The organism is Streptococcus sp. LPB0220, assembly GCF_008727815.1.
GTDB lineage: Bacteria > Bacillota > Bacilli > Lactobacillales > Streptococcaceae > Streptococcus.
Window position 1 is genome coordinate 1,884,425 of sequence record NZ_CP044230.1, and the last position, 26,728, is coordinate 1,911,152.

The 26,728-nt window shown below is 43.9% G+C and carries 29 protein-coding genes and 2 tRNA genes; 2 read left to right on the forward strand and 29 right to left on the reverse strand.

From position 1 onward, the window contains the following. Positions 1–67 precede the first annotated feature (67 nt). The 9 genes from rpsG to rsgA form a co-directional block, all read right to left on the reverse strand. Positions 68–538 carry a 30S ribosomal protein S7 gene (gene rpsG, locus LPB220_RS09605; RefSeq protein WP_003003105.1) on the reverse strand — a complete coding sequence of 157 codons (471 nt, stop codon included), beginning with the start codon at positions 536–538 and terminating at the stop codon, positions 68–70. 19 nt (positions 539–557) lie between these two features. Beyond that, complete coding sequence (gene rpsL, locus LPB220_RS09610) at positions 558–971, reverse strand: 30S ribosomal protein S12 (RefSeq protein WP_003003125.1); 414 nt, start codon at positions 969–971, stop codon at positions 558–560. 205 nt (positions 972–1,176) lie between these two features. Next, positions 1,177–1,713: a hypothetical protein gene (locus LPB220_RS09620; protein ID WP_150906600.1), complete on the reverse strand. Its 537-nt coding sequence runs from the start codon at positions 1,711–1,713 to the stop codon at positions 1,177–1,179. Positions 1,714–1,736: 23 nt separating this feature from the next. Then, on the reverse strand, positions 1,737–2,552 hold the full coding sequence (gene purR / locus LPB220_RS09625; protein WP_037599408.1) for a pur operon repressor: 816 nt from the start codon (positions 2,550–2,552) through the stop codon (positions 1,737–1,739). 135 nt (positions 2,553–2,687) lie between these two features. Then, entirely contained in the window at positions 2,688–3,632 is a 945-nt protein-coding gene (locus LPB220_RS09630; RefSeq protein ID WP_150906852.1) for a 3'-5' exoribonuclease YhaM family protein, read from the reverse strand. Continuing rightward, the gene (locus tag LPB220_RS09635) at positions 3,619–4,869 is read right to left on the reverse strand and encodes a DNA recombination protein RmuC (RefSeq protein ID WP_003012406.1); all 1,251 of its coding nucleotides are present in this window, start codon (positions 4,867–4,869) and stop codon (positions 3,619–3,621) included. The genes LPB220_RS09630 and LPB220_RS09635 overlap by 14 nt, the downstream gene beginning before the upstream one ends. Position 4,870: 1 nt before the next feature. Further along, entirely contained in the window at positions 4,871–5,503 is a 633-nt protein-coding gene (locus LPB220_RS09640) for a thiamine diphosphokinase (protein ID WP_150906602.1), read from the reverse strand. Beyond that, positions 5,496–6,155, reverse strand: a complete 660-nt coding sequence (gene rpe / locus LPB220_RS09645; protein ID WP_049483642.1) for a ribulose-phosphate 3-epimerase — start codon at positions 6,153–6,155, stop codon at positions 5,496–5,498. The genes LPB220_RS09640 and rpe overlap by 8 nt, the downstream gene beginning before the upstream one ends. Positions 6,156–6,169: 14 nt before the next feature. After that, positions 6,170–7,048 (reverse strand): ribosome small subunit-dependent GTPase A, encoded by an 879-nt coding sequence (gene rsgA / locus LPB220_RS09650; RefSeq protein ID WP_049491707.1) that lies wholly within the window; start codon positions 7,046–7,048, stop codon positions 6,170–6,172. Positions 7,049–7,296: 248 nt separating this feature from the next. Between rsgA and LPB220_RS09655 the strand changes: the two genes are divergently transcribed. Both LPB220_RS09655 and LPB220_RS09660 read left to right on the forward strand, forming a co-directional pair. Next, positions 7,297–7,379 (forward strand) — tRNA-Leu (locus LPB220_RS09655). A 4-nt stretch (positions 7,380–7,383) separates the two neighbouring features. Further along, positions 7,384–7,472 (forward strand) — tRNA-Ser (locus LPB220_RS09660). A gap of 43 nt (positions 7,473–7,515) precedes the next feature. Here LPB220_RS09660 and rsmA read toward each other — a convergent pair. The 20 genes from rsmA to asp1 form a co-directional block, all read right to left on the reverse strand. Then, positions 7,516–8,391: a 16S rRNA (adenine(1518)-N(6)/adenine(1519)-N(6))-dimethyltransferase RsmA gene (gene rsmA / locus LPB220_RS09665; RefSeq protein ID WP_150906604.1), complete on the reverse strand. Its 876-nt coding sequence runs from the start codon at positions 8,389–8,391 to the stop codon at positions 7,516–7,518. A 19-nt stretch (positions 8,392–8,410) separates the two neighbouring features. Next, the gene (locus LPB220_RS09670; protein WP_049471809.1) at positions 8,411–9,124 is read right to left on the reverse strand and encodes a hypothetical protein; all 714 of its coding nucleotides are present in this window, start codon (positions 9,122–9,124) and stop codon (positions 8,411–8,413) included. A gap of 88 nt (positions 9,125–9,212) precedes the next feature. Continuing rightward, positions 9,213–10,622, reverse strand: coding sequence for an SseB family protein (locus tag LPB220_RS09675; RefSeq protein WP_049471810.1), 1,410 nt, complete (start codon positions 10,620–10,622; stop codon positions 9,213–9,215). Between the two features lie 132 nt (positions 10,623–10,754). Beyond that, positions 10,755–11,345 carry a ribonuclease M5 gene (rnmV, locus tag LPB220_RS09680; protein ID WP_191904634.1) on the reverse strand — a complete coding sequence of 197 codons (591 nt, stop codon included), beginning with the start codon at positions 11,343–11,345 and terminating at the stop codon, positions 10,755–10,757. Beyond that, on the reverse strand, positions 11,317–12,087 hold the full coding sequence (locus LPB220_RS09685; RefSeq protein ID WP_024055123.1) for a TatD family hydrolase: 771 nt from the start codon (positions 12,085–12,087) through the stop codon (positions 11,317–11,319). Before LPB220_RS09685 ends, rnmV begins: the two co-directional genes overlap by 29 nt. 125 nt (positions 12,088–12,212) lie before the next feature. Then, complete coding sequence (gene rpmH, locus LPB220_RS09690) at positions 12,213–12,347, reverse strand: 50S ribosomal protein L34 (RefSeq protein WP_003003086.1); 135 nt, start codon at positions 12,345–12,347, stop codon at positions 12,213–12,215. Positions 12,348–12,494: 147 nt separating this feature from the next. Next, positions 12,495–13,124, reverse strand: a complete 630-nt coding sequence (locus LPB220_RS09695; RefSeq protein WP_150906605.1) for a ribonuclease P — start codon at positions 13,122–13,124, stop codon at positions 12,495–12,497. 75 nt (positions 13,125–13,199) lie between these two features. Continuing rightward, on the reverse strand, positions 13,200–14,147 hold the full coding sequence (gene jag / locus LPB220_RS09700) for an RNA-binding cell elongation regulator Jag/EloR (protein WP_049483648.1): 948 nt from the start codon (positions 14,145–14,147) through the stop codon (positions 13,200–13,202). Between the two features lie 15 nt (positions 14,148–14,162). After that, positions 14,163–14,978: a YidC/Oxa1 family membrane protein insertase gene (locus tag LPB220_RS09705; RefSeq protein WP_003015944.1), complete on the reverse strand. Its 816-nt coding sequence runs from the start codon at positions 14,976–14,978 to the stop codon at positions 14,163–14,165. Position 14,979: 1 nt separating this feature from the next. Then, positions 14,980–15,321, reverse strand: a complete 342-nt coding sequence (gene rnpA / locus LPB220_RS09710; protein ID WP_003002960.1) for a ribonuclease P protein component — start codon at positions 15,319–15,321, stop codon at positions 14,980–14,982. Positions 15,322–15,399: 78 nt separating this feature from the next. Further along, positions 15,400–16,077: a CPBP family intramembrane glutamic endopeptidase gene (locus LPB220_RS09715; RefSeq protein WP_150906607.1), complete on the reverse strand. Its 678-nt coding sequence runs from the start codon at positions 16,075–16,077 to the stop codon at positions 15,400–15,402. Between the two features lie 85 nt (positions 16,078–16,162). Next, entirely contained in the window at positions 16,163–17,056 is an 894-nt protein-coding gene (locus tag LPB220_RS09720; protein ID WP_150906609.1) for a TDT family transporter, read from the reverse strand. 393 nt (positions 17,057–17,449) lie between these two features. After that, the gene (gene asp5 / locus LPB220_RS09725; protein ID WP_150906611.1) at positions 17,450–17,674 is read right to left on the reverse strand and encodes an accessory Sec system protein Asp5; all 225 of its coding nucleotides are present in this window, start codon (positions 17,672–17,674) and stop codon (positions 17,450–17,452) included. 1 nt (position 17,675) lies between these two features. Then, a complete protein-coding gene (asp4, locus tag LPB220_RS09730) occupies positions 17,676–17,876 on the reverse strand; it encodes an accessory Sec system protein Asp4 (RefSeq protein ID WP_412180392.1) in 201 nt (66 codons plus the stop codon). Next, the gene (gene gtfB, locus LPB220_RS09735; protein ID WP_150906612.1) at positions 17,860–19,215 is read right to left on the reverse strand and encodes an accessory Sec system glycosylation chaperone GtfB; all 1,356 of its coding nucleotides are present in this window, start codon (positions 19,213–19,215) and stop codon (positions 17,860–17,862) included. The genes asp4 and gtfB overlap by 17 nt, the downstream gene beginning before the upstream one ends. Next, a complete protein-coding gene (gene gtfA, locus LPB220_RS09740) occupies positions 19,199–20,713 on the reverse strand; it encodes an accessory Sec system glycosyltransferase GtfA (protein WP_150906614.1) in 1,515 nt (504 codons plus the stop codon). The genes gtfB and gtfA overlap by 17 nt, the downstream gene beginning before the upstream one ends. Positions 20,714–20,724: 11 nt before the next feature. After that, positions 20,725–23,109, reverse strand: a complete 2,385-nt coding sequence (secA2, locus tag LPB220_RS09745; RefSeq protein ID WP_191904635.1) for an accessory Sec system translocase SecA2 — start codon at positions 23,107–23,109, stop codon at positions 20,725–20,727. Positions 23,110–23,133: 24 nt separating this feature from the next. Next, a complete protein-coding gene (gene asp3, locus LPB220_RS09750; RefSeq protein WP_150906618.1) occupies positions 23,134–23,604 on the reverse strand; it encodes an accessory Sec system protein Asp3 in 471 nt (156 codons plus the stop codon). Next, complete coding sequence (gene asp2 / locus LPB220_RS09755; protein WP_150906620.1) at positions 23,601–25,145, reverse strand: accessory Sec system protein Asp2; 1,545 nt, start codon at positions 25,143–25,145, stop codon at positions 23,601–23,603. Before asp2 ends, asp3 begins: the two co-directional genes overlap by 4 nt. Beyond that, positions 25,138–26,727 (reverse strand): accessory Sec system protein Asp1, encoded by a 1,590-nt coding sequence (gene asp1, locus LPB220_RS09760; RefSeq protein WP_150906622.1) that lies wholly within the window; start codon positions 26,725–26,727, stop codon positions 25,138–25,140. The genes asp2 and asp1 overlap by 8 nt, the downstream gene beginning before the upstream one ends. Position 26,728: the final 1 nt, after the last annotated feature.

Genomic DNA, 26,728 nt, shown 5'->3' on the forward strand with positions numbered 1-26,728 from the left:
ATTCATCGAATACTGCGTCAGTTTCCTATTTTCACTTTGCATCCTTACCGTTCCTAGCATCATGATCTTACCAGCGGAAGTGTGCGAATGCACGGTTAGCTTCAGCCATACGGTGAGTATCTTCACGTTTCTTAACAGCTGCACCAGTGTTGTTCGCTGCATCCAAGATTTCTTTTGCAAGACGATCAACCATTGTGTGTTCACCACGTTGACGAGCGATTGTTACCAACCAACGAAGTCCAAGTGTTGTACGACGTTCTGGACGAACTTCAACTGGGACTTGGTAGTTAGAACCACCGACACGGCGAGCACGTACTTCAAGTACAGGCATGATGTTTTCCATAGCTGTTTCGAATACTTCAAGAGCATCGTTTCCAGTAGCTTCTTTAATTTGTTCGAAAGCTCCGTAAACGATTGAAGCAGCTGTACCACGTTTACCATCAAGCATAACGCGGTTGATAAGACGAGTAACTAATTGTGAATTGTAAAGCGGATCTGGCAATACATCGCGTTTAGGCGCACGGTTTTTACGACTCATTTTTCTTTATCCCCTTTCCTTATGCTTTTGGTTTTTTAGTACCGTATTTAGAACGGCCTTGTTTACGATCGTTTACACCTGCAGTATCAAGTGCTCCACGGACGATATGGTAACGTACCCCTGGAAGGTCTTTTACACGTCCACCACGAAGAAGAACCACGCTGTGTTCTTGCAAGTTGTGTCCGATACCTGGGATATAAGCAGTTACTTCGATCAAGTTGCTCAAACGTACACGGGCAAATTTACGAAGGGCAGAGTTAGGTTTTTTAGGTGTCATTGTTCCAACACGAGTTGCAACACCACGTTTTTGTGGTGAAGAAACGTTTGTTTGAACTTTTTTATGACTGTTGTAACCAACGTTCAAAGCTGGTGATTTAGATTTTTCTACTTTTGATTTACGCGGTTTGCGAACCAATTGGTTAATTGTAGGCATCTACATTCTCCTGTGAAATTTTTTATTTTTGGTGATGGTACACTTGGTGACAGCTACCATCTGTGTGTACTTTTGCAACATTTGTCAGCACGTCCCTGTACACTCTTGAGAGACCAAAAGTAAAAAGTACCGTCTATTATTATAACATGACGGCACTTTGATTGCAAGATGTTTTTTTATTTTTTAAAGAAGTCGAAAAAGTTCATTATTGACCAGCTTCAGCAGGTACTTCTGCCCCTGCATCTGCAGCCGGAGCATACTGTTGTTGCTGTTGTGGTTGAACTGTCGCATTGGCTCCAGCTACTCCAGCATTGGTATTAGCGTCTGTTTGAGTCTGCTGCGTTGCCGCTGTGTCACTCTCATAGGTCAGTCCATAATAGTTAGCGATGTATTGGATACGGGCATCAAGCGATTGCTTTTGAGTCGCATCTTTGACTTTCTTCACAGCAGCTTGGGCAGCGTTCACAGAATCTTGACTTGGGGTTGTTTCCATTTGAACGACTGCTTTTTCAGCAGCTTCTGTATTTTTCTTTTCTTCCTTCTTTTCTTTTTCTTCCTTTGTTTCCTTTTTCACTGGAAGGGAACCTATTTTTTTAGCAGGTTGAATTTCTGTCGTTACCTGGGCAGCCGTATTCTTTTTAACGGTATACAAACCAGCTACCAATATAAAGGATAGAGACAGAACTGTCACCAAGCGAATCCACAAAGGGCTATTATCAAATCGATCTAAAATTCTTTTCACTTTTTGATCCTCCTTTGCTGCTCTTAATCAAAGATATTCCCAACTTCGACACTCAATTTATTTTCTTTTACATCGATGTTGGTCACGCGCAATAAGGATTTGTGTTCAAAGAATTCACGGTCGGTTGCAGCATTATCCGCAAAGACAGCTACTCCTGCTAATTCAGAATCAAATTCAGACAAGAGGCTGACCATCCCGTTAATCGTTCCGCCACCTTTAAGGAAGTCATCGACAATCAAGACCCGGCTTCCTGCTTTTAGGCTCCGTTTTGAAAGGAACATTTTCTCAATGCGATCCCCACTTGAGCCTGAAACATAGTTGACACTAACGGTTGACCCTTCTGTGATTTTCAAATCACGACGGACAATGACGAATGGAACATTCAAGACATTAGCTACTGCATTGGCTAGTGGAACTCCCTTGGTCGCTACGGTCATGACAGCATCAATCTTCTTATCTCGGAAGGCTTTGGCAATGATGCGTCCGATCCGATTCAAAATCTTCGGATTGCTCAAAAGATCAGACAAGTAAATGTAGCCACCAGGAAGGATACGATCACTTTCAGACAGTTGCTTGCAAAGATCCTCAACGATTTCTTTGGATTCTTGATCTGAGATAGACGGTGTAAAGATCACGCCTCCACCAGCTCCTGTAATGGTCTCAATATTTCCGATTTCCATCTCTTCAAAAGCCCGCTTAATAATCACGATATCTTCTGAGATGGAAGACTTGGCAGACTCATACTTTTCCGCAAACGTATTGAGGCTAGTCAATTCATAGGGATGGTTGATCAAGTAATTAGAAATTACGACCATCCGTTCACTTCTTCTTAATTTCATTTTCTCACCATGTAGTTTTTTCTATCATTATACCATAAGAAGCGAAAAAAACGAACATTCTGATTTACAGAAGGCCGTTTTTTCCTGATTATTTTATTTTTGGCAGAATCATTCCCGTATTTATCTCTGTTTTTACTAGTCGAGATTCGGTTTATAGAAGGAACGATTTTCCATAGCGAAGATTTTATTGGTCATCTCGCCAGGACCAATTAAGCCAAGTGCTGTTGTCATCATCATCATTTCCGCATCCAAATTATCGATCATATGAATAATCTCTGCTTCCATGATTTTTGGACGAACGGGACTACCGTATTCGAGCAAGCCATGGTGACTCAAGATCACATGGCGAAGGACGATCACTTCTTCTTTTTGATCATCAATCTTCAAGTCTTGCAAGACCTTGGTGATTTCTTCATCGATCAGTGCAATGTGGCCGATGAGGTTGCCTCGAACAGTGTATTCTGTATTTTCAGGTCCCGTCAACTCAATCACTTTGGCCAAATCGTGTAACATAATCCCTGCAAAGAGCAAGCTCTTATTCAACTGAGGATAGATATCGCCGATACTATCTGCCAAGCGGACCATGGTCGCTGTATGATAAGCGAGACCTGCTTCAAAGGCATGATGGTTGGTTTTAGCAGCTGGATAGCTATAAAACTCTTTCTCATATTTCCCATAGAGGGCACGGACAATCCGTTGCCAAACTGGATTTTCAATTTTGAAAATCATGTTTGACAGGTATTCATGCAATTCCTTGGGATCTACTGGTGGTTTTTCCTTGAAGTCTGCTGGATTGTTGGGCTCTCCTGCTTGTGGCAAGCGCATATTCAATTGATTAACTTGCGGAGTATTATTGTAGACCTCCCGACGACCAGCCATATGGACCACGCGCCCAGCTGTAAAGCTCTCTACATTGTGAGGTTGGGCATCCCATAGTTTACCTTCGATTGTACCGGTCTCATCCTGGAAGACAAAGGCGAGGTAGTTTTTCCCGGCCCGCGTTTGACGCACTTCTGCTGACTTGATCAAATAGAATCCTTCGAACAATTCATCTTTTTTCATTTGGTTAATTTTGACCATCATCTTCTCCATCTTCTATATATACATCTAGTCCCAGCAGGTCCTCATCGCTTTCGATTTGGCGGAGTGTCCGCTCGATGGCACTGGTCCGTCTGGTTAGCAAATCATCAATATTATTGGAAGCATTCTTTAAATGGCGCTGAGTCTTGGCCAGAATCCCTCCAAACTTATGGAATTCTGATTTGACCGATCCCAACACCTTGCTAATGTCATCTGCACTCTTTTGGATGTTGAGCGTTTTAAAGCCAACAGACAAGGAGTTCAAGAGGGCTGATAGCGTACTTGGCCCAGCCACTAAAATTTGTTCGTCCCGACGCAAGCGATCGAAGAATTCTGGATTGCGAACCACTTCGGAATAGAGGCCTTCAGTTGGCAAAAAGAGAATTCCGAAATTCGTTGTCGCTGGTGGAAAGAGGTATTTTTGTTGGATATCCTTAGCAAAACGCTTGATACTAGCAAGAAGGGCCTTGCGGTAACGCTCGATCTCCTCTTTCTCTCCTGATTCATAAGCTTCTTCCAGACGATAGTAGTCTTCCAGTGGGAATTTAGAGTCAATCGGCAGATAGACTGGCTCCTCTCCTTGTCCTGGAAGCTTAATAGCATACTCCACGCGCTCACTGGATTGGGGAACGGTGACAAACTCCCGCTCATACTGGGCTGGAGTCAAGATATCTTCAATGATTTGACCCAGCTGCAATTCGCCCATAATCCCACGCGTCTTGGTATTGGAGAGAACTTTATTAAGGGTTCCGACATCCCGCGCCACCGTCTGCATTTCTCCTAGCCCTTTGTTGACCGACTCCAATTGTTTTGAAACCGTCTCAAAGGAGGTCTGTAAGCGGTGCTGCAAGGTTTTCTCCAATTTTTCTTCTACCGTTTGGCGCATCTGTTCTAGCCGCACTTCATTGGACTCTTGGATCTGGCGCATGCGCTCATCTGTTTTGTCCCGATTTTTAGTAAAGTGCTCGTTCATCTCAGCGCGCAGAGCCGTCGTCTGCTGGTGGATCTCCACTCGCATCTCGGTTAAGCGATCTGTCAGGGCGATCTCTAACTGCTGATTGGCAATCTGGCTTGCTTGTCTTTCTTTTTCAAAACGATAGTCCAACTGGTCTGTCAAATGATCCTCATGATCTTCCAGCATCTCTCTTAATGCCGGTCTTGTGTCATCTGACCGTTGCAAGAGATAGATGAGGAGGCCTAGATTGAGCAGGCCAATCAGAAGCAGAATGATATTCATATTAACCTCTGTCTTTACTATAAACAATGACAAGATAGCCACGGTCAAGACTCACTTGAATCGGTTGATCCAAAAATTCATTGGAGCCATACATGGCCTTCAAAAAATAATTCTCCTGATGGAGCGGATACTTGCCCCCTGCGATCTCTAAGTGGCCTTCTCCGACAGGCATAAAACCAACATAGGACATGGCTGGATCTGGCTGAATCTCATGACAGCCGGCTGGTCTGTAGATCAAGCGATTTTGACCGTCGACTAATTGGATTTGCTCCATGTAGGGAGCTAGGTCTGGGTCGGTCGGCAAAAAGATATTGGACAAAAAGTGATCCAAACGACCGCCAAAAGCACCATAAACGGTGACACCAGCATCTGGATAGGCCTCAAAGACTGCTTTCAAGGCCAATTCCAAATCCGTATCATTCTTTTCAGGAACGGACTGAACAACCTGCTTGGCTTGGGTTCGGATCTTATTCAAATCAGTCTCAGAGACAGAATCGAAATCCCCCACAGCTATATCTAAAGGCAGGCCTTGTTCCAGTAACTTCAAACAGCCTCCGTCGACACCTACGTAAAGTTCTTGATCTTTTGGCAAGAGCGTGCTGTCACCTCCTGCCAGTATTGCGATGTTATCCATTTACAGCATCTCGGAGCGTTTGAACGCGCTCATTAACATCTCCATTAAAGACATAAGAGCCTGCTACAAAGACATTGGCCCCAGCTTCTTTGGCTTGGGAAATAGTTTGGCCATCAATTCCTCCATCCACTTCGATATCAAAGTCTAAGCCTTTTTCTTCACGAAGAGCGGCTAATTCGCGCACCTTGTCCATGGTTTCAGGCAAGAAGGCTTGACCACCGAATCCTGGATTAACGGTCATGACCAAGACTTGATCCACCAAGTTCAAGACATGTTTGATACTGTCTACAGGAGTCCCTGGGTTGATCACAACACTGGCCTTCACACCTGCTTGACGAATTTTTTGAAGAGCTCCGTGAATATGGGGAGTAGCTTCCACATGGATGCTGATGATATCTGCTCCTGCACGGGCAAATTCTTCGATATGGTGTTCAGGATTGGTGACCATCAAGTGGCAATCAAAGACCAACTTGCTATGTGGACGCATGCTCTCTACGACACCAGCTCCAAAGCTGATATTGGGCACAAAATGACCATCCATGACATCGATATGGGCATAGTCAGCTCCAGCTGCTTCTAAGCGTTTCAATTCACTTTCAAAATTGGCATAATCGGCACTCAAAATTGAGGGTGCAATTTTCATTGTTTTCATCGTTGTAGTATCTCCTATTTTGGCATTTTTTTCGAAACTTTTTTATAGGTTTCGCGACGGTTTTCAATCTCACTTAGAAATTGCAAGTAATCCTCATAACGGAAAGGTGCAATTTCCTCTCGTTCAACGGCTGGTTTCACCGCACAAGCAGGCTCATGCGTGTGGGTACAGGTACGAAATTTACAAGAGTGGCTCACATCGGCGATTTCTGGGAAGGCATGATTTAAGTCTTCACTGGTCGTCACTTCATAATCGAGGGAGGAGAAGCCAGGCGTATCTGCGATCTTTCCTCCATTTAAATGGTAAAAGCTGACAGCTCGGGTCGTGTGTCGACCGCGCCCCAGACTATCTGAAATCTCACCCGTTTCAAGCTCCAGATCCGGAGCAATTTTATTGAGCAAGGTCGATTTTCCTACACCGGTCTGTCCCATAAAGACCGTGGTTTGATTGGTCAAAAGGGGCAAGAGTTCTTCAATCGACAAGACAAAATCATAGCCGATAGCCTGATAGATTCCTTGGTAGTAGTGGATGTCTTCCATATCTTCTAATAAGTCCAGTTTTGAAATATAGACAATGGGATGAATCCCCTTATGCTCCAAAAGAACCAGAAAACGATCTAAAAGATTGGCATTGAAATCCGGTTCCTTAGCTGACATAATCACTACTGCCTGATCAATATTGACAATAGGAGGGCGCACGAGGCTATTTTTTCGAGGCGCAATGCTCAAAATGTAGCCTTCTGAATTCTCTTCAGCAGAGAACTCCACCTGATCCCCCACGTAAGGAGTCTGTCCTTTTTTTCTAAAATTTCCACGAGCCCGTGTCTGGTAAATGTGACCATCTGACTCCACGTAGTAGAAGCCAGCCAAGGCCTTGACGATTGTTCCTTGCAAATCGCACTCCTTTGAGATTAATACTATCTATTATACCAAAAAATGAGAAATAAGGCTGGATTGCTTGATAATAAAAAACGAAAAGTGAACCTCTCCGAACGCTTTTAGAAACGAATAGGTTCGTTTTTTAAACGGATAGAAACAGAAGACGGAGTATCCGTTATGACTTGTCTTTTAGCAGAATTCGGGAAAGGGCACCTTCCTTTTTTTCCTTGGCATTTTTCCTAAAAAGTGTATAATAGAACTATGCGGAGGTGGTGGAACGGCAGACACGCATGCTTCAGGCGCATGTGCCCCTTCGGGCGTGAGGGTTCAAATCCCTTTCTCCGCATCTTGGAAAGGTGGCCCAGCTCGGTACGGCACCGGACTCGAAATCCGGCAAGTGGATTTTATTCACGCGCGGGTTCAAATCCCGTCCTTTCCTTACGATACAAATAAGCCATAGGTTATAACCTATGGCTTTTCTGTTATTTTATTCCTGCTTCTAGAAGGCCATCTGCTAGGCGAGCGAAGTCTTCTAAGCTAAGAGCTTCTCCTCGTACAGAAGGTTGCAGGCCTGCAGCTTGGATTCCTGCTTCCAGCTTGGTTTTGATTTCTTCGGTCTTGCCAAAGCGACTGGTCAAGTTGTTCCAAAGCGTTTTGCGTCGGTGGACAAAGCTAGCCTTGCTGACAGAGAAGAAGAAATCTTCATCCTTGACTGCTACTGCTGGTTCTTCGCGACGGACCATCTTCAAAATGGCAGAGTCGACGTTTGGTGCTGGCACAAAGACGGTGCGAGGCACGATAAAGGCTACCTTGGCAGTCATATAGTATTGGACTGCAATGGATAAAGAACCATAAGCCTTGGTGTTGGGCTCAGCCGAGATGCGGTCTGCCACCTCTTTTTGCATCATGACCACAAATTCTTGGAAAGGAATCTTGGATTCGATCAAGTGCATGAGGATAGGAGTTGTGATGTAATACGGAAGGTTAGCCACCACCTTGATCGGAAGGTCTGGATTTTTAAACTCTGCGATGTACTGGTTGAGGTCTACCTTGAGGATGTCTTGGTTGACAACCGTGACATTGTCAAAATCCCGTAAGGTATCCGCCAAAATGGGAACCAGGCGGTCATCGATCTCAAAGGCCATGACTTCTGCCGCATTTTCCGCCAAGAACTCAGTCAAAGCTCCAATTCCAGGACCGATTTCGATGACATTGACCTGCTTATCGATCTCTGCCGTATCCACAATTTTTTGAAGGATGTTGGTATCGGTCAAAAAGTTTTGACCGAAGGATTTTTTAAAGGTAAATCCGTGACACTCCAGCACTGCCTTGGTCACGCTATAATCTGCAATTCTCATGTATTCTCTTTTCTATTTATTAGCTAAAAACAATATATAAAACCCACATAATTCCTAGTGCCAACAAAATCCAAAACACTAAAAGAACACGAGACTTGTTCCCTTGTGAATCGGCTCCAGTCATATCGATCGCTTTCTTATCTTCTTGGGGGTTCATTTTCTTCAGTTCATCCTGATAGGCAACCGAATCTAGAATATTGTCTTCTGGCAATAATTCTGAAGCATAATAATCAGGAAAGCCCATAGCAAGACCAATTAAGTTCTTTTCTGTCAAAGAAAAATCTAAATCTTTGGGTTGATTTTCCCGAATAGCTCGTATATTTTTTAACAGTTTATCAGAAACAACAGACACTTGGTCCATAAAAACAACATCTAAGACATCAAATCCGAGCACATCACCATCTTTTACGTTTGCAAGAATATAACGAACAAAGGCATCATATAATTGTAAGGTCTGAGAAGCATTTTCTTCTAAAAAAGACCGATTTTGGAGGGCGTTTTGCTGGAATTTTTCAATAGGAAGCAAGATATCTACATTCTGCTCTTGGTAAAATCTTTCTGCTTGTTCTTCATCTTCTTCAAGTTCTTCTGCTGTTTCCCAGAGAGCAATAGGAGCTTTTAAATCTTCTTCATCCCAAAACAATTGCCAAAAATAAGGTATCGTGTAAATTCCCTCTGTTAAGATACGAGCTTCATCTCCGTTTTTTAAGTAAATATAACTTCTATTCGCCATTCCATTTCCTTTCAAAATCTTTGAAAAAGGGTAGTGGTTCAGGTAAGATGTAGATAAAACTATATAGTTTCCCAATGAAAGAAACTCTCTAATCTTTATCTCTGCCTTCTAGTTCCTCACTAAACTTTTGCATTTCCTTAAAAGCTGTTAGGCTAACATAGGCACCCGCTTCATAATACTCCGTTGGATTTATGGCATAGTCAAAGCCTTCAATCATGCCACCAGCTTCTTCAATCATGCCATTCCACTTTTCATCAAAGACCATTCGCAGACGTTTCCAATCAGTAAATACTGGCACAGAATTGCGCCCATCTTTTCCTTCTCTGACTGGGATGCTGAACTTAGCGTCTTCTTTCAATACAAAGGAGTTGGCTCCCTGACTCTTATCGGGGAATCCCGAAGTAGCATTTAAAGGAATGAGGAGTTTGGCTTTTGGCATGGCTGCTGAGAAGAATTTATAATAGAGCTTATATATTACTTCTTCGTCATCTGTTGTAGGCTTATCCATCTGCCCCATCAACAGCATCCATCTTACAATATCAGGATTCATAACAGGAACTTGTATCTCTGGTAGGTTCGAAAAATCTGGTTTCTGAACCAAAACAGAAGCACTAATGCTGACTTCCTTGGTATTAAAGGCTGCTCCCAAAGCTCCATTTAAGTAAAAGGCTGTCCCAAGAAAATTCTCAATTCCTTTTTTATCTGCTGTATTTTCAATCAGTTTCACAACTGAATTTGGTCGACGATCAATGGTTTCCTTAAATTGGTGATACCAACGCGGCGTATATAGCATGATCATCGGGTCTGAACAGAGATAGCCCTCTTCACCTTTATCATAGGTCGTTGAGAAAAGATACGCTTCCCCCGTTTTTTCTGAAAAGACCGCGTAAATCGAATCTGCTGCTAACAACTTGTCCTTGACGATTTCTGCTAGGCGTTCTAGCTTTCGAGTGTTAGCTTGATAGCTTTCTTCACTTTCAGTTTTCTGATTTTGACGGCACTCCCATAAAAAGAGGCGCAATATTTCTATGCTATCATCAAGACTAGCGGCTTGATAGTCTTCATTGGACATTTGACCTTTTTGGACAATTACAAACGCGTTATAAAGAGCATCTGTATAGCTTGATAGCCGTTGTTCCTCATCGACACCATAACTATAGAGAACACTTCCCTTTTTAAGATTAACCAAGGAAGTTTCCATATCGATGACCAAATGAGCTAGAGATTCATCCGTGAGAACATCTACATCCTTATTTTGATTAATGAGTTTTTTCACGACTACAGAACCAAGAGCGTCCATACCTTGATCGGGATTGCAAAATTGCAGACAATCCCCAACCTTGAGTCCGCCCTCTAAGCTCCCAATAATCAATAACTCATTCGTCTCCTTTATCGGAAATAGTTCTAGAACTCCCAAGCATGTTTTGTCAATTGACTCTACTGTTTTGTTTGTTGCTTCAGTTGTTTCTGTCTTTTTTAAAAAATCGAAGATTCCCATAAATTATCCTCATTATCTACACTCATAACAAATCCTATGGAGTCACTTTTCTAATGCTTGCAACCAAGCCTGATTAAACCGTATATACTTACTTCTATTGCGTCATCTTCCCCTTGCTTTTGGGGGAGTTTCTCAATTCTCATAACTTTTCATGGTAGCTTCAACCTCAGCCAAACTAATTCCAAACAACTCCAAGCGTTTGATCAATTGCTTGCCATTGCAGTAGCCGATGCGCAAGGCTTCTCCTAAGTATTCTCGTCGTTTGCGACTATCGCTTCCCATCAAAAGACCGAGACGCATCAAGTCGGTCTTTGTGATATCAAAGAAATTTTCATCTTCGTAAGACCCGACCAGTCCAGCTAGGGCTTTTTCTAAGTCTTCAAAACTGGCATGCTCCACTCCCAAGGAACACCCCTTAGTCTTGGATTTGGGGACTGCTTCGCCACGATTTAAAAAGGCATGCTTGGCCTGGGGCACCTCTTGCATAATGATCTTGCGAATTCGCTCGCCATTGTAGTCTGGATCCGTAAAGACAATGACCCCACGCAACTCTTGCAAGGTAGCAATTCGTTCCAAGTCATCTTGATCGATCGCAGAACCTCGGGTTTCATAGGTATCCACCTCATAAAAACGGCGGAGATTGGCTGTGTCGTCCTTGCCCTCCACGACAATCACTTCTGGTATTTTTCTTTTCTCAGTCAAGGCCAAATACCTTTCTTGCATTGTCATAGGTTGCCTGAGATACTTCTTCTGTTGTTAAGCCACGTAGTTCTGCAATAAAATCTACCACATAACGAGTGTAGGCTGTTTTATTTTCCCGACCACGTTTGGGAACTGGTGCCAGGTAAGGAGCATCTGTTTCAACCAAGATCTTGTCTAACGGAAGGCCAGCTGCCGCTTCTTGGACATCTGTGGCTTTCTTAAAAGTGACCACTCCAGAAAAGGAAATCATCATCCCCAGATCCATGAAGCGTTTCGCTTCTTCTAAACTTCCTGAGAAAGAATGCATGATCCCACCGCGAGGCCCGACTCCTTCACTCTTGATGATGGTATAAGTATCTTCTAAAGCATCACGTGTATGCACCACAAAGGGGAGGTCCAAGTCTTTAGACAATTGAATCTGACGACGAAAAACCTTTTCTTGGACATCTTTTGGTGCCGTCATCCAGTGGTAATCCAGACCGATTTCTCCGAGTGCGACGACTTTGGGATGTTTTAGCTGTTCAAGTAAATAGGCCTCCACTTCAGGACTATAATCTCCTGCCTCAGTGGGGTGCCAGCCAAGCGTGAGATAGAGTTCTGGATATTGATCTGCCAACTCCATGGCACGCTCAATCGTCGGCTTGTCAAAACCAACAATATTATGAGCTACAACGCCCATTTCCTTGGCCAAGTCGAGCTCTTCTTGTTCTTTTCCTGCGAATTCTTCCACATTAAGATGTGTGTGGGTATCAAAAATCTGCATGATCTTCCTTTTCTTCCGAGTTTTTCTTCTTTCTATTATAGCAGAAAGCGCCTCTAAATTCACTTTCGGACAAAACAAAAACCAGTAGTCTCGAGTTTCTACTGGTTTTTAGGTTTTTATCTGAATTAGGCAGCCAAAACTTTGCGTCCTTTACGACGACGAGCTGCCAATACGCGACGACCATTTTTAGTTGCCATACGGTGACGGAAACCATGTTTGCGCGCACGACGAAGTTTACTTGGTTGATAAGTACGTTTCACGATGAATACCTCCTCATAGATTTTGTATTCGTTTAGCCGGCTAGTTGTGATCAGTTACTAAACATACTTTACTATTCTATCGGATTCGACTCTATTTGTCAATAGCTATGGCAAAATTGTTGCAAATACAGGTCGGAGAACACCTTTCTACACCTGACGGGTTGCCAAGTAATAGGGTTCCAGAGCCACCAGCGCCTCTTGCAACTGATCCAGGATATTCTCTAGGGAACTCTCCTCAACTAGAGAAACATCGTATTTAACGAGGACCTTACGAACCGCCCCTTCTGCTACTGCTTGTAACAGATCATGGCGATTCTTTTCTGTTCCTTCTACCCTTTGACTCTCTCCATTTTTCTGGGCGAAATAATAAACTGGCTGAGTGATGGGAAGGGTGAGAACCATGTGTTGTTTTTGAAGACTCTCCTCATCTTTTTTTCGCTCGATAAAACTCACCTCTAAGGAAACTCCAAAATCAGCTGCATCTCCATAGAGCCTCAAGGCAAACATAGGTTCTGCCATCGTCCCTTCTCCTTTTAGATAGGCCCAAAAATGAGGCCGCAAGACCTGGGCCTGGTTCATCCATTGGCTGGTCCGATCCTGCTCCAAGTAAGGGTGACGCTGCTGAAAGGCCGAGACCAAATCGGTGAATTCCTTACGAGCCGCTTGAGCTAAGACACGATACTGCTCCATCTCCGAGGCTAGCACCCCTGCCTTTGCTGGTGCCTGATATTTCATCCCTTGAAGTTTTAAAAACTCTCGAATCGCTGCAAATGCCATTTGCTTCCTTTCTAAACCTAAAAAAGGAGAGATCGGCTCAATCCCGTCTCTCCCTTATGGGAAATAATAGCTAGATTATCCTTCGATGTCTACCACCACGTAACGGTTTGGTTCTTCCCCTTCAGAGTAGCTAGTGACTCCTTCCATCTTAGAGACGATCCGGTGAATGATTTTGCGTTCACTGTTTGACATCGGATCTGTCTGTTGGGCTTGCCCATCTTCGAGGGCACGTGTTGCCAACTTCTGAGCATAGCTTTGAAGAACTTCTGCCCGGTGTTCTACATAGTCATTCACATTAATGGTAATGTAAAAATTCTTTGAGTAGCGGTTATAGAGGTAATTTTGCGCCAAAAGTTGAAGAGCCTTCAAGACTTTTCCGTGGTAACCAATGACACGTCCTGGTTCATTGGTATCAATTTGCATATTGACTGTACGGCGGTTGTGACTACTTGAGATGGTCGCATCCACATCCATTTCATCGACCACTGTTTGAACATAGGCTGTCACATCATCTACGACTTCTTCGATGTTGTAGTTTTCCTCTACCTCGATACCAAGGTTTGAGAAATCAGATTCGCTTGATTCTTTTGCCGCTGGTTCTTTAACTTTTTCAAGGATATGTTCATGTCCTTTTTCTTCAAGAACGGTATCTGCTTCTTTGTCATGTTTCAGGATTTCGGTCTTGATTTCTTCAGAGACAACTTCTCCTTCTTCTTCGACCTTTTTGATCGCTGCAACGACGCGTCCGAGATCGACCGTTGCTTCGCTCACCGTCTTAACCGGTTCGTTTTGTGCATTGATCTCATCTGGGACACCTTTGACAGCTTTTTGATTAGCTTTCACAACAGTTGTTTCTGCAATGGGCTCAATCTCTACTTGGGCTGGTTTTTTCCCAAACAAGCCAAGAAAACCTTTCTTTTCACGCGCTACAACCGTAATATGTGCCTTCATACGAGGAATATCTAAATCGTTCAGACCTTTTTGAATCGCTTCTTCAACAGTTGCTCCAGTATATAGGACCATATGTCCACCTCTTTCTTATTTTTTCTTTTTCTGTGCTTTGTTTAGGGCACGGCGTTTTTGTTTTTCCATGTCGCGCGAAGCTTGTTCTTTTGCTTCACGCTCTGCAATAATCTTGAAGGGGTTGTTCAAGAGATAGGTTTGCCCGACTTGGTAAGCATTGGAAGTCACCCAGTATAGTGCGACCCCGCTGGCTGAGAACAAGGCAAAGAAGAAGATCATCACAGGCATCACATACATCATGGTTGTCGCACTACCATTACGCTCTGGCATGGCTTTATTGGTCAACCAACTGCTGAAAAATGTGAAGAGTGCTGCAAGAACCGGCAAGATATAAGTCGGGTCGATCGCACCAAGGTCCAACCAGAGAAAGTGACCGACTTTAAGAAATTCGACACGGCTCAGCGCTTGGAACAAGGCCATCAAGACCGGCATCTGGATCAAGAGAGGAAGGAAGGCTGAAGACGTTTTGACGCCTTTTTCCTTGTAAAGGGCCCGCATCTCTTCAGAAAGCTTAGTCCGGCTATCGAGATCCTTCCCAGGATACTTAGCTTGCAATTCCTTGAGGAGGGGTTGAATTTCCTGCATTTTGCGGGTTGAATTCATTTGATATTGGAAGAGAGGCAAGAGGACAGTCCGTATGACAATGGTAAAGACGATAATCCCTACACCGATACTTCCGCCAAAGGACAAGAAGCGGATGGCTTCTGCAAAGAAGTAGACGAAGCGTTCCCAACCACCTGTCGACTGAGCTGTCACTTGAGAAGTTCCACAAGCTGTCAAGACCAATAAGGCCGCTCCTAATAATCCAGTTAACTTCAGTTTCTTTTTCACATTATTCCCTTTCTTGGTAGACATGCGCTAATTTTAAGACATGTACAAGATTTTTCTCTACTTGATGAAAGTCGAGCTCCTCCACTCCTTTACGAGCAATGACAACAAAATCATCGGTCGTAAGGAAGGCTTGGTGTTTGATCAAAACATGGCGAATCAAACGTTTGATGCGATTTCTGGTCACAGCATTTCCCAGTTTCTTACTAACAGACAGGCCGACTCGAAAATGCGGTTGGTCTTTGCGCAAGCGGTAAACAACGAATTTCCGATTGGCAACATTTTGACCACTTTTAAAAATAGCATTAAAATCTTTGTCACGTTTGACGCGGTAGCTTTTTTTCAAACCTCAACTCCCTCTATTAAATTTATTCTATTATACCATATTTTCAAAAAAAACCAATCTCACTCAGGAAATCGGTTGCTACTTAAATACAGATAAAAGTAAAGGCAAGGTGTAGTAGAGATTGAGCAAGATATGAGCCAAAATAGGAGAAAGGAGCGTTTTACTCCGATAATACAGGATCCCAAAAATCACACTCGGCAGGAGATAGATGATAGAAGCTCCTAGCGAAAAGGGAGTGTGGAGAAAATGTAAGCCACTGTAGATGAGGGCTGGAAGCCAAATCTCAGCATAGAGTTTCCAGTCTTTAAAGTAGGCATTCACCAAGGCTCCACGAAAGATCAGCTCTTCTGTCACTGGCCGGATGATAACCATTGCGATCACTAGGATAAGCACCCCTGTGGGGCTAATTTCCCGTGGAAACAGACTCAAAACGGCTGCCCGTCCTTGAACAAAACCACTGATGAAGTAGTCCAACCAGTAAACCAAACAGGCCGCAAAAACGGCTTCTATCAGAGCTTGAAGAGGATTCTTCCCCAGCTTAAACTGCGCTTTTTTAGAAAAACGATAGACCAAAAATCCTGTAAATACTGCATAGAGGCCTTCTAGGCCAAATAAGGTCCAATAATAGCTATTGGCGCTTGCTACACTATTGGAGACATACTGGGCCAAAGGGCGAAATTGGGGCCGAACATAAAAATAAAACAAGAGCAGAAAGAGGGGATACAGCAGTGAGAGCTTTCCTTTGATGAATTTCATAGATACCTTTCCTATAAAGTATGACAAATCGTATAGTGCATCTTACCATAATCGTGACAAGGTTTCAATGAAAAAGGATGACTTCCTACTCCCTGAGATAAGCCACATAACCTCCTAAGACAGCGACTAAAATCAAGAGACAAAGAAGAGTTTCCAGCCATACAAGAGCTGTCAAGAAAGGCAGTTGCAACAAGCCTTGGGCCATTTTCAAAGAGGTCGCTGTGATGACTGTTGGAAAGGTCAGGGCTGAAAAAGCAGGTTGAAAACCTTCTTTGATCATTTTCGGTAGGCGCGTCAAAACAAAGAAATAAAAACCTTGCGAGGCCACCACCATGATCAGTAAGAACCAGGTGGGCAAGCTCGCTCCACCCACACGAACCAGGGCTGCTAAAAGAAGAGAAAAGGGAGCACAATAGATGCCTTCTTGGCCCAACAGATGACTGGGTAAGGGGGACTGCTTCAAATCATGATAGATAAGGGGATAAAGAAGAAAGGTCAAACCAAAACCAATCACTAAAGCGAGATAAGCAATCTCTCTGATTCCTACAACTGGATAAGTCAAAGCTGCTACTGCAATGCCTACATAGAGAACGGTCCAACTGGGAGTGGCATTGGCTCTTGGTCGCGCTAGGACATGTGTCTTGGTAAAATAGAGAATTAAGCCCAGATCCAAGAGAAAGGCAGACCACCAGACCAACTGTGATAGACCCCCAAAGGCTGGAAAGAGGCGCAAAAGATAGGTGGATAGAATCATCCCTGCCATGGGAAAAGTCGCCATCCCAGATAAAAGGGCTGGTTGTTGGAATTCTATCTTGGTTTCTTGCCAGCGAATCGCATGATAAACGACAAAGAAAAACCAGAAGAACAAACCTGTCAGACTAAAGGCGTGAGCAAGGAAGGGTAGCGAGTCTGCAAGAAGGTTTCCAGCGCCAACCAGTCCTAACAGACAGCCTGAAAATACTAAGGGGATCTTTTTCATCGGAAGCTCCAATCATGTTGTCGCTTTCAGTATACCACAAAAGAGAAGGAAGCATCATCAAAAAAGAAGTTGGAGAACCAACTTCTTTTAGAATGTAATCCACCTGTTTCTTACATAATACATCCTAAATGATACTTAAAAAATTAAAAAGATATCAACTATTAGGCTCACTTAGACATCTACTGAAACTTTCCGCCGTGAGATAAGTGCCTGAAATAATTATGTTTCAGGCACTCGGGATTATTGAGACCTTAGGCTCAATAATTAGTCATGGAACTTCCTCGAAGTTCGCTGACGTCCGTACTCACCTAAGGAAAGTTTCTAAGATGACTCTATCTACAATTTAAAAGAAGTTGGAGAATACCAACTTCTTTTTATCCATTCTATTAGACACTAGGCCTGTACGACCATCATATAAAGAAATAAAGATAGGAGAAAGACGATACTAACGGCAAGGGTTGCTAGCTTGAGCCCGCGGTGGGAGCGCCAATAGCTTGGCTTCCCTAAGTTACTGGTTGCATCTGTTGAGAGCGATTGTTGCTGGCGAGGTTGCAGAGTAATGAGAACCACCAGAGCAAGGGAAAAAATCGAGATGAAGATTGCAAATACCATTTCCATATTAGGATCCTCCTAATACTCTCAAGAGGGTAAAAATAACACCCAGCAGAATCACCAAACCAATGATCACATTAAAGGTAACATTGATCTTTTCGGAACGCGTCGCTTTTTCTTTTTCAGAAGGACGGCGTTTGAGAGACTCCATCCGCCCTTCTACTTCTTTGTAAAATAAATCTTTCTTACGATCACTCACCTTGTCCACCGATCCCTTCTTGCAAGCGAGCTTTGAAAACTGCTGGATCAACGCTACTTGATTGAGCAATTTGTTGCGCGACTGCTTCTCTGTAGCTATCCACAGATTGGTAGATTTCCTGGATACGGGCCACCATATCCGCTTCTTTTCCTTGGTCAAAGACATTGGTTTGTGCGAGGAAGTGGCGGTCATGCAGGGTGTGGCTAAAGGCAAGAATGACTTGCTGGTGTTCGAAGGCCTTGCGAACAATGCCTTGTACCTCTGCATAGTGGTTAATGTCCAGATAAATACTAGAGACCTTAAGCAACTCTTTGATCCGCTCTTGGCTGATATTTTGATACAAGACCACATTTGGATAGCGAACCATAGATAGAAGACTAGCAGACATCTCTGTCAAAGCCGCTACACGGAAGGTCACATCCGGCAAACTCTCTACTAAGTAAGTCAGGGCTTCGATCTGATCCGAATTGGTCAAGACAAAGGCGTCTTTACGGATATCGTCTTTCACCTTGAAATCATACAGGTAGCCAAGAGGACCAAAATAGCTATGCTGGTCTTGCGAGGTCAACTGGAGAGCACGGTGATAGGTCGCATTTTGTGGAATCAAGATCTTCTTGGTCCGGATTTCTGGGCTCTTTAGAATCAACTGCATATTGCCTGGAAGGCTGTCATGAAGAGGTTCTTGCCAAACCAAGACGTCGCGTCCTTTGATCCCTTTATTGCCCAACTGAAGACTAATGCTAAAGGAGGTGGCAAGGGTATTGTAGACCAAGCCATCCAAATCAAACCCACGATGCTCTAGATAAAAGACAAAATATTCTAAGCGATTCTTGAAAATTCGCATCGGCTGGTGGTCCAAGGTCAAGATCAAATCCCCTGTTTGGTGATTCTCTGTCAAGCGCTCGATGTCCCCTTCAAAATAAGTGGTCACCAAATGCTGGCCTTGATCACCACAAGTCGTTACGGCTATCTTACGACCGTATTGATCATAGTGCTCAATCATAACCACTTGCCCCTTGTCATCCAGCCACTCCAGGCGCTCAACGATGCGTTTATAGGAAGCAGTATGGTAAGCAATCCGAGCCTTTTCCTGACCATAGTAGGTGACTTTTCCCGAACTGTTATCCCCAGAAACTTCCCAAAAATCGGGAACCGGAACTTCATTAAAGTAGCGTCCGCGCTTCTTCCCTTTTGGTTGACCCAAGAAATAGATGAATGGAGACTCAACACCATCGGGCAAGAAACCGTTTGGCTCCAAAACAACTGTCGGATGGTCAAAGCCAGACTCTTTCATGGAGTGGAGTAGGTCTTGGCTTTCACGAGAATAGCTATCAAATACGTTCAGCATGTGTCACCTCTTCTATCAATTGTGTCCAAGCTTCTTCTACTCGGCTGATCAAAAAGTCTTCTGCACGCGCATAAGATGCTTGACGCATGCTGGCTAGATCGTCTTTTTTGTAAAGCTGGATGATTTTTTCAGCAAAGGCAGCAGCGATATGATCTACCACTTGATCTGCTGAAGGTGGAATGAGATAGCCATTTTTACCTTCTGTGACAAAGGTTTGATTGCCATAAGGAACGTCAAAACCGATAATGGGAAGACCCGAACCAATCGCCTCCATCAAGGTCAAACCAAAGCCTTCGCTGGTTGACGCTGACAGGTATACTTCATAATTCTTATAAATTTCCTCTAGATTGGCATGCCCTTTGAGGTGGATATAGTCTGCCGCCCCCAATTCATCAATCAGAGAACGCAATTTGCCTTCTTCTCCACCTTTTCCATAGATGTCAAAGGACAATTCTGGTAATTCTTTTTTGGCCCGAACCACTGCACGCACCAACCAGTCAATATGCTTTTCAGTCGCCAAACGAGAGGCGGTAATCATAGAAAATGGCGTGCGATTTTCGTTTTGTGGCAAGCTGGCAAGACTCCCAACTGGAATGGTATAGATGGCCGGCTGATGGTTGGTGTATTGGGCAAACTGCTCGGCCAAGATTTCTTTTTGGCGGTCGGTCGCAACAATAAAGAAGTCCACCTTGTCTGCATTGGTAAATTGGTACTCGTAGTAGTTGTTCCACAGGATATACTGATCGTCAACATTATTGGCACTGAAGTGCTCTGCATGAACGACCACACCTAGACGGGCTTTTTGCGCTTCTTCAAAGATAGGCTGCCCGATATTGGTTTCCCGATCCAAAATCACCAAATCTTGTTTGGTCAATTGAAGGGTCTGCATGAAGTAGCGGATCAATTCTTGGCGACCAACCAGATAACGATCTGGGAAACGATAGATTTCGCGGCCATCCGCCATCTGCATGCTGTAGGCAACCGTCCCGTCCTCATTGTAAAACCGGCGCTCAATCAAGTTGGCTTGGTTGTTCTTGGGAATGAAGTACTCCGTACAATAGCGGGCATAGGAGAAATAATCCTTTCTCACCAAAATCCCTCTAGACACGTACTCGCAACGTTCGACATAGGGACTGTTTTCTTCGCGCAGGTAGCAGGTCAAAAAGTTGTCCTGGTCCTCATAAAAGAAGCGCTTGATCTTGCCATCGACTTCTTCACGAGTCGGTTTTCCAGCAAATCCTGCTAAGACCTGATCAATGGTATAGGTCGTTGGTGCAATTTTTATATCTGTAAAATGGCTATAGAGCCAGATGATTTCATCATTTTTAAAACCGATATTTTCTGTCAAATGCTGGATATTATCGGCTAGAATCATATCCATAAAAACAAATTTAGCTGGTTGATGGATATTGCGTAACAACTGGGCTCGGTAGGCCTGAGCGTACTCAACACCACTGCTGGCCCAACCGATTCCAAGGTTGATATTGTATACTGTCATAATGTCCTCTTTTATGGGAAATGCAAGACAATTTCCCCTTTTTTATTGATTTCTATTCGACTCAGTAAAAGATTGCGGACCATTTGTTCTTTGGCCGCCCCTTTCATTCGATCAAAGGATTGGTAGGCTTCTTGGAAAAATTCTACCAAAGGGTTTTTCTGACTGGTGTATTGGCCAGACAGAGCCATCCGCAATTGTTGCAGATAGTCGACCTGCTCGACCCAGTTTTCATCGATAGCTTTTAGAATGGCCATGCGCTGGAATTGGGCGATCACCTCATCGGTGCCTAGGACTTCATACTTAGCCTCTAACTCACTTTTAGCAATCTCCCATAAGAAATTCTCTTTGGTTTTTTTGCTACGGAAGGTTTGGTGGGCCTTTTCCGGATCCACTTGGTAGCTAACATTGTCTAAAATATAGCGATAAAAAGCTACAGGTTCCTTGTATTCTTTTTTATGAACAATGCTTGAAAAGACAGAACGGAGCGCTTTTTCTACGATGTCGTCCAAGCGTCCTTCTTGCTTAATCAAGCGGTCACGCTCTTCGTAGACGATGGCACGCTGAATGTTCATACTCTCCGCAAATTCTAGCGTCATTCGACGACTAGCCTGACCAGAACTTTCACTAGCATTTTGAGCTCGTTCCACCAAGTTTCTATACTTGCGCTTAGTCAGAGCTTTGGCTGAACCAATCCGCTCATCCACATCATAGTCTTGATAGGTATCCTGAATCCAGTCTGGTCCCCAGTTTTTCATCAAATCGTCTTCTAAAGAGACAAAGAACTTGGTCAAACCGGGATCTCCTTGACGACCTGAACGCCCACGAATTTGAAGGTCAATCCGCTGGTTCATCATCCGCTCAGTCCCTACAACTACTAAACCACCTAACTCAGCGACCCCTGGTCCCAACTTGATATCGGTTCCCCGACCGGCCATTGAGGTCGCAACTGTCACCGCTCCTTTTCGACCTGATTCTTTAATGATCTGGGCCTCTCGGGGAGCATTGTTGGCATTAAGAAGATTGTGTGGAATCCCTTCACGCAAGAGAAGATTCGAATAAAGAATCGACATTTCAACCGATCCGGCAAAGACCAGAATCGGATTACCTTTTTCGTGGATTTTCTTCACATAGTCCAAAGAAGCCACGATTTTTTCCGGCAAGGTTTGATAGATTTCATCCGGCAAATCTTTGCGGATCTTCTTGCGATTGGTTGGAATCTTGATCACTGACATGGCATAGGTATCAAGAAACTCTGCCTCAGCGACCTTCCCAGTCCCTGTCATGCCTCCTAACTTCCGAAACATCTTAAAGAGATTTTGGTAGGTAATAGAAGCCATGGCCCGTGTTTCTTGGGTTAGCTTGAGGCCTTCTTTGGCTTCAATCGCCTGGTGGAGTCCTCCTTGCAAGCGGGTCATTTCCATCAAACGTCCTGTTGCCTGGTCTAGCAAGACAATCTCAGGTTGTCCTTCGACATTGGGATGGATGACATAGTCCTTGTCCTTAATAAAGTTTTTATTGGCTTGTAGAGCTAAGCTGATATGGCGGACTAAATCACGGTATTGGGGATCATAGAGATTGGGAATGGCAAGAAAAGCTTCTGCTGCATGAGCTCCCTTTCGAGTCAACCAAACGCGTTTCTTTTCTTCGTCAAACTTGAAGTCTTCCCCCTCTTTGAAGGTTTGGATCAAGGTGTCAATAATCCCATAAAGGTTGGACTGAACCCGAGGAGAACCAGAAATAATCAAGGGGGTCTGCGCACTATCTAGAAGCACCGAATCAATCTCATCGACAATAGCGTAATTGAAGTCTGCCAAAAATTGGCCATCTGCTGAAGCCGTCAAGTTCTCTGTTAGATAGTCAAAGCCCAGACTGGTATTGGTCGTATAGATGACGTCTGATTGGTAAATTTCGCGTTTGACTTCTGGATCTAATTCTTCGTCCTCTGACTGTTTCAAAGGAACGCCAACGGTCAAACCTAAAAAGCGATAGACCTGTCCCATCTCTTCTGCATCCCGAGTTGCCAGATAGGTATTGGTCGTAATGACCATAACCCCTTTGCCCTCTAGGGCATTGAGATAAACCGGCATGGTCGCCGTTAAGGTTTTTCCTTCACCGGTATTCATTTCAGCGACATTCCCCTGGTGTAGGACGATCCCTCCCATGACTTGCACGTCATAAGGAAACATACCTAATACCCGTTTATCCGCTTCCCGCGCAACCGCAAATGCTTCTGGCAAGAGATCATCCAAGGTCTCACCCTCTGCTAGACGTTCCCGAAATTCTGCAGTCTTCTCCTGCAGCTGACGATCCGTCAAACGGGCCATGTCATCCTTCCAGCTATTGACTTCTTTTAAGATTTTTTTGATGTTTCTTAATTTAACGTAATCCAATGTGATCCTCTTTTTTGCAGTGATGTTCGTCTATTCGAGAACTTCTGCTCCCTCAGACGATATTGGTTGAATAGTGAAATAGTGGATGGTAAACTCTTGCAAACCTGCACTGAGCAAGCGTACTTCGTAGGCGTAAGCTTGATCTGGATAGGTAAACGGCAAGCGACCTTCTGCGGTTACTCGACGGCCAACAAGCTCTCCAAAGCGATCTCTAAAGATAATTTCTACCATAACGGTATGAGTGGGAGTCGCTTCCATCGTGATAACCAATTCATAATCTTGCTCTCGTTTGAGCAGGGGCAGACTAGGAATTTGACGAGTTGCCCCAAAATTTGTCTGCGAATGCCAGGTTTTCAGTACTTGACCAGATGGCATGAGGGGGTTCTGAAATTGAACGCTTCCTTGGGCAGTTGCTTGAATCGTTGACCCCCAAAGATAATCTGCAAGAACGGTATCGCCCCAGTAGATTCGTCTGCTTTCATTTTCTTTTATTTTTATCATTGGTTTCTTCCAAAGTCTCTTTCCATGATTTCTTTGTACTGGGTCACAAACCACTCAATGATCGGACCACTCGCATCATTGTGTCGACCAGCGCGGCTGGTACTGATAATACGAACCGGTAATTCATACAAGGCTTCTAAAATATCTGGATAGGCCTGCTGGTCGTAGTCATCATCCCGCATATAGGCAAGGGCTAGAATGGTATTCTTAAAGTCCGCTTTTTCAAACCGGTCCCAGAAACGTTGATTGAGCTGGCCGATCCCTTCTTGTGACACTTGCCCAATGATCAACTGCATCATGTCTAGAGACGTTCCAAACTCATCTGGACGTTTAAATTTCAGATTGGCAGCGACATCCCCCAGGTTGACAATGGGTTTTCCAACCAAGATCGCATGAGGAGAATAAAGAGCACCATAGTAAAGGGCACCAAAGGTCCCCATGGACAAGCCTGAGAAATTCATCTCTTTGGGCTCAAAGCCGAGCAAGTCCAAGTGCTGATCAATAAAGGCTGTGATTTGATTTTCTAATTCTTCTGAGCCCATATAGAAGGATCCACCTTCCAGTCTTGGGTCAGAAAAGAGAATAAAGGGACTCCCCATCGCACGCATCATCCCAAACCCTTCAAATCCTTCGGCCGGACGATACCCAGAAAAGTAAATGTTTAAAGGTGGTTTCATATCGCCAGGATGGAAATAAGCAAAAATTTCTTGGCGTTTGTGGTCCCGTAGCGTCTTAGCTCCTACGGTCATTTCTCCTAAAGGACCATGTGACAAGCGCTTATGCAAGGCTCCGATCGTAAGCGTCCCTTCTCCTTTTGCTTCCAGCGAAAAGGCTAGGTAATAAGGCTCTGCTCCATCCAATTCTAGTGGTTGCTGCATCTCTTCTTCTGAAAAGACTGCATCTTTGACCCACTCTCCCAGAGCACCAAAGCGGTAAAATTGAATCCGCAATTGCAGCTGACAGCTTGGATCTTTTTCATATTCCAACCAAAAATTGATGGGACGGCTAGCATCGTACACATAGTTGTAGACCCACTGAGCAATCGGTGTATAGTCCTCGCCGTATGAACCTTCGAGCTTCAGAAAATGTTGCCCCAACACCGTTTGCTGACCTGTAAAATCAGGTCTCACTCGCAGGTCACGAACCGTAAAGGCATCTCCATATTGATTGTCGTATAAAAAGCGCTCCAAGACATAGAGAAATTGATGCTTGTTTGAGAAATCCCAGGGTCTTGCTTGCTTGAGTCTTAAGAGGTGGGTCAATTCTTCAGAAGGCACCTCTAGTTCATGGCTTTTATCATAAAAAACGGTATACGGCTGGAAATAAGCCAGGTCTTCTCCTAAAGCTAATAAATCTTCTGGCTTCTCTAAAATCAAGGCTTTAAATTTAGAGATTTCCTCTTCTTCCATATAGTCTTTGAGCGATGGAAGAGCGGTGGCTTGAAAAAAGTGCCAGCCAAGTCCAGCAGGAAGTTCCATTTGATCCTGCCAGCTACTTGAGCCGATTTGGAGAATATGGGGTATTTGTTGTTTTTTATCCATGACGTTCTTTCATCCATCCTTCCCATTTCTCGATCAAGCGTTGACCGGTGTATTCTTGAATTTTTTCGATCGAGTAGACCAAGGCTTCGTTCCAAGGCTTCAATTCCAATAAAAAGTGAGTAATCGCCTTCTCTAATTCCTTGTCTCCCTTTGATAAGACATAGCCATTTTTCAAATGATCAACATATTCTGTCTGGACGCGGTTGACCTGAGGAATCCCAGCAGAGATCCCTGCAATCTGAGTATAGAGGTTGGGTTCCTCGCTTAAATCTACGATCAAGCGGGTTTTTTCCAACTCTTGAATAATGTCATTTTCATTTGAAAAATTCTTAACTACAAAGCGATAGTCCGGTGCGTCTTGTACGGACTCTTCATCGATAATCTGGTTTTCCCCAAGCCCTTCCATTTGGGCTGGTGATTGAACCAGATGCAAGTCCTGCTCGCTAGCAATCAATTCCTCGAGTTGCCCTTCTAATTCCTTAACACGCTCCGGCGAGCCATTGTAAAATGCAAAAACAACTTCAAATAAAGGATGGTGAGACAACACTTCTAAGACCTTCTTGAGCTGGCTCTTACTTGGGAGCTCGGCTTCATTGACATAAAAGTAAATCTTCGATTCCTTGCGCTCCTGACTAGAACCCAAACGGAGTCGGGAGTCAAAAGAGGTGATCCGGTGTGTCTTTTGAGCCAAACTAGGAGAAAAGACTCCAATCGCTTCTTTGGTTTTTTCACTATCTGTAATCAAGAGCTGGGCATCAATCATATCAAAATAGAGGGCAAAATTTTCAGCAGACAAGGGCTGACGATCCCCATAGAAAGACAAGACTTTCTTGACGCTACTTGCTGTATCTTGTAAAAAAGCCAAATTTGCTGGATGAGCTGCCAGAACCAACTGATCTCGTCCTGGAACCAGAGTCAGTAAATGTTCCTTCATTTTTTCAGCTACAACTTCTCCTATATCAGAGTAGCTTTCTTTTTTGAAGGCATGAAAGAAAGCTTCATTGACCATGACGGAGCGGTTCTCTTCGATCAACATCTCTCTCAAAACCCATTGTCCATCAAAACTCAGATACTCTTGGAAATAAGGTTTGCCATCTTTATAGTATACCCTACTAGAAATAAACCCACGGTCATCTAAATATTCGACATATAGGATTTCATCCTCTTTATAACGGGTTAGGGTAAGGATATTTCCATCCACTCCCATATCAATTTTCGCTAGGTGGTGGCCCTTTCGAAATGCCATTACCAAAAAGGGAGTGTAGAAAAAAGTGGTCTCACTTGGCCATTCGATGTCCTGAAGCTGGACTGGGCGCATAGTCAAATCAGACGGAACCTGTTGGATTTTATCAAAAATCGAAAGAACATCTGTCTCTAACAAATCTTGGCGGTGTAAAAAATAGCGCAGTTGTGGACTATATTGAGGCAACAATAAGATCCGATCCATTTCTGCTTCTTGAAAAATACGAACTTGATTAATGGTATCGTCAAATTCAATGGACTCTCGCATCCAGTACCAAGGGGTAGCTGTTTGCTGCCAGATGCGGTCCGTTCCATACCAAGCTGGTACAAAATAATACATG

Coding starts and splice junctions, on each gene's coding strand:
- rpsG (WP_003003105.1), bottom strand. CDS start 538: ATGAGTCGTAAAAACCGTGCGCCTAAACGCGATGTATTGCCAGATCCG.
- rpsL (WP_003003125.1), bottom strand. CDS start 971: ATGCCTACAATTAACCAATTGGTTCGCAAACCGCGTAAATCAAAAGTA.
- purR (WP_037599408.1), bottom strand. CDS start 2,552: ATGAAATTAAGAAGAAGTGAACGGATGGTCGTAATTTCTAATTACTTG.
- LPB220_RS09630 (WP_150906852.1), bottom strand. CDS start 3,632: ATGGTCAAAATTAACCAAATGAAAAAAGATGAATTGTTCGAAGGATTC.
- LPB220_RS09635 (WP_003012406.1), bottom strand. CDS start 4,869: ATGAATATCATTCTGCTTCTGATTGGCCTGCTCAATCTAGGCCTCCTC.
- LPB220_RS09640 (WP_150906602.1), bottom strand. CDS start 5,503: ATGGATAACATCGCAATACTGGCAGGAGGTGACAGCACGCTCTTGCCA.
- rpe (WP_049483642.1), bottom strand. CDS start 6,155: ATGAAAACAATGAAAATTGCACCCTCAATTTTGAGTGCCGATTATGCC.
- rsmA (WP_150906604.1), bottom strand. CDS start 8,391: ATGAGAATTGCAGATTATAGCGTGACCAAGGCAGTGCTGGAGTGTCAC.
- LPB220_RS09670 (WP_049471809.1), bottom strand. CDS start 9,124: ATGGCGAATAGAAGTTATATTTACTTAAAAAACGGAGATGAAGCTCGT.
- LPB220_RS09675 (WP_049471810.1), bottom strand. CDS start 10,622: ATGGGAATCTTCGATTTTTTAAAAAAGACAGAAACAACTGAAGCAACA.
- rnmV (WP_191904634.1), bottom strand. CDS start 11,345: ATGCAAGAAAGGTATTTGGCCTTGACTGAGAAAAGAAAAATACCAGAA.
- LPB220_RS09685 (WP_024055123.1), bottom strand. CDS start 12,087: ATGCAGATTTTTGATACCCACACACATCTTAATGTGGAAGAATTCGCA.
- LPB220_RS09695 (WP_150906605.1), bottom strand. CDS start 13,124: ATGGCATTTGCAGCGATTCGAGAGTTTTTAAAACTTCAAGGGATGAAA.
- jag (WP_049483648.1), bottom strand. CDS start 14,147: ATGGTCCTATATACTGGAGCAACTGTTGAAGAAGCGATTCAAAAAGGT.
- LPB220_RS09715 (WP_150906607.1), bottom strand. CDS start 16,077: ATGAAATTCATCAAAGGAAAGCTCTCACTGCTGTATCCCCTCTTTCTG.
- LPB220_RS09720 (WP_150906609.1), bottom strand. CDS start 17,056: ATGAAAAAGATCCCCTTAGTATTTTCAGGCTGTCTGTTAGGACTGGTT.
- asp5 (WP_150906611.1), bottom strand. CDS start 17,674: ATGGAAATGGTATTTGCAATCTTCATCTCGATTTTTTCCCTTGCTCTG.
- gtfB (WP_150906612.1), bottom strand. CDS start 19,215: ATGCTGAACGTATTTGATAGCTATTCTCGTGAAAGCCAAGACCTACTC.
- gtfA (WP_150906614.1), bottom strand. CDS start 20,713: ATGACAGTATACAATATCAACCTTGGAATCGGTTGGGCCAGCAGTGGT.
- asp3 (WP_150906618.1), bottom strand. CDS start 23,604: ATGATAAAAATAAAAGAAAATGAAAGCAGACGAATCTACTGGGGCGAT.
- asp2 (WP_150906620.1), bottom strand. CDS start 25,145: ATGGATAAAAAACAACAAATACCCCATATTCTCCAAATCGGCTCAAGT.
- asp1 (WP_150906622.1), bottom strand. CDS start 26,727: ATGTATTATTTTGTACCAGCTTGGTATGGAACGGACCGCATCTGGCAG.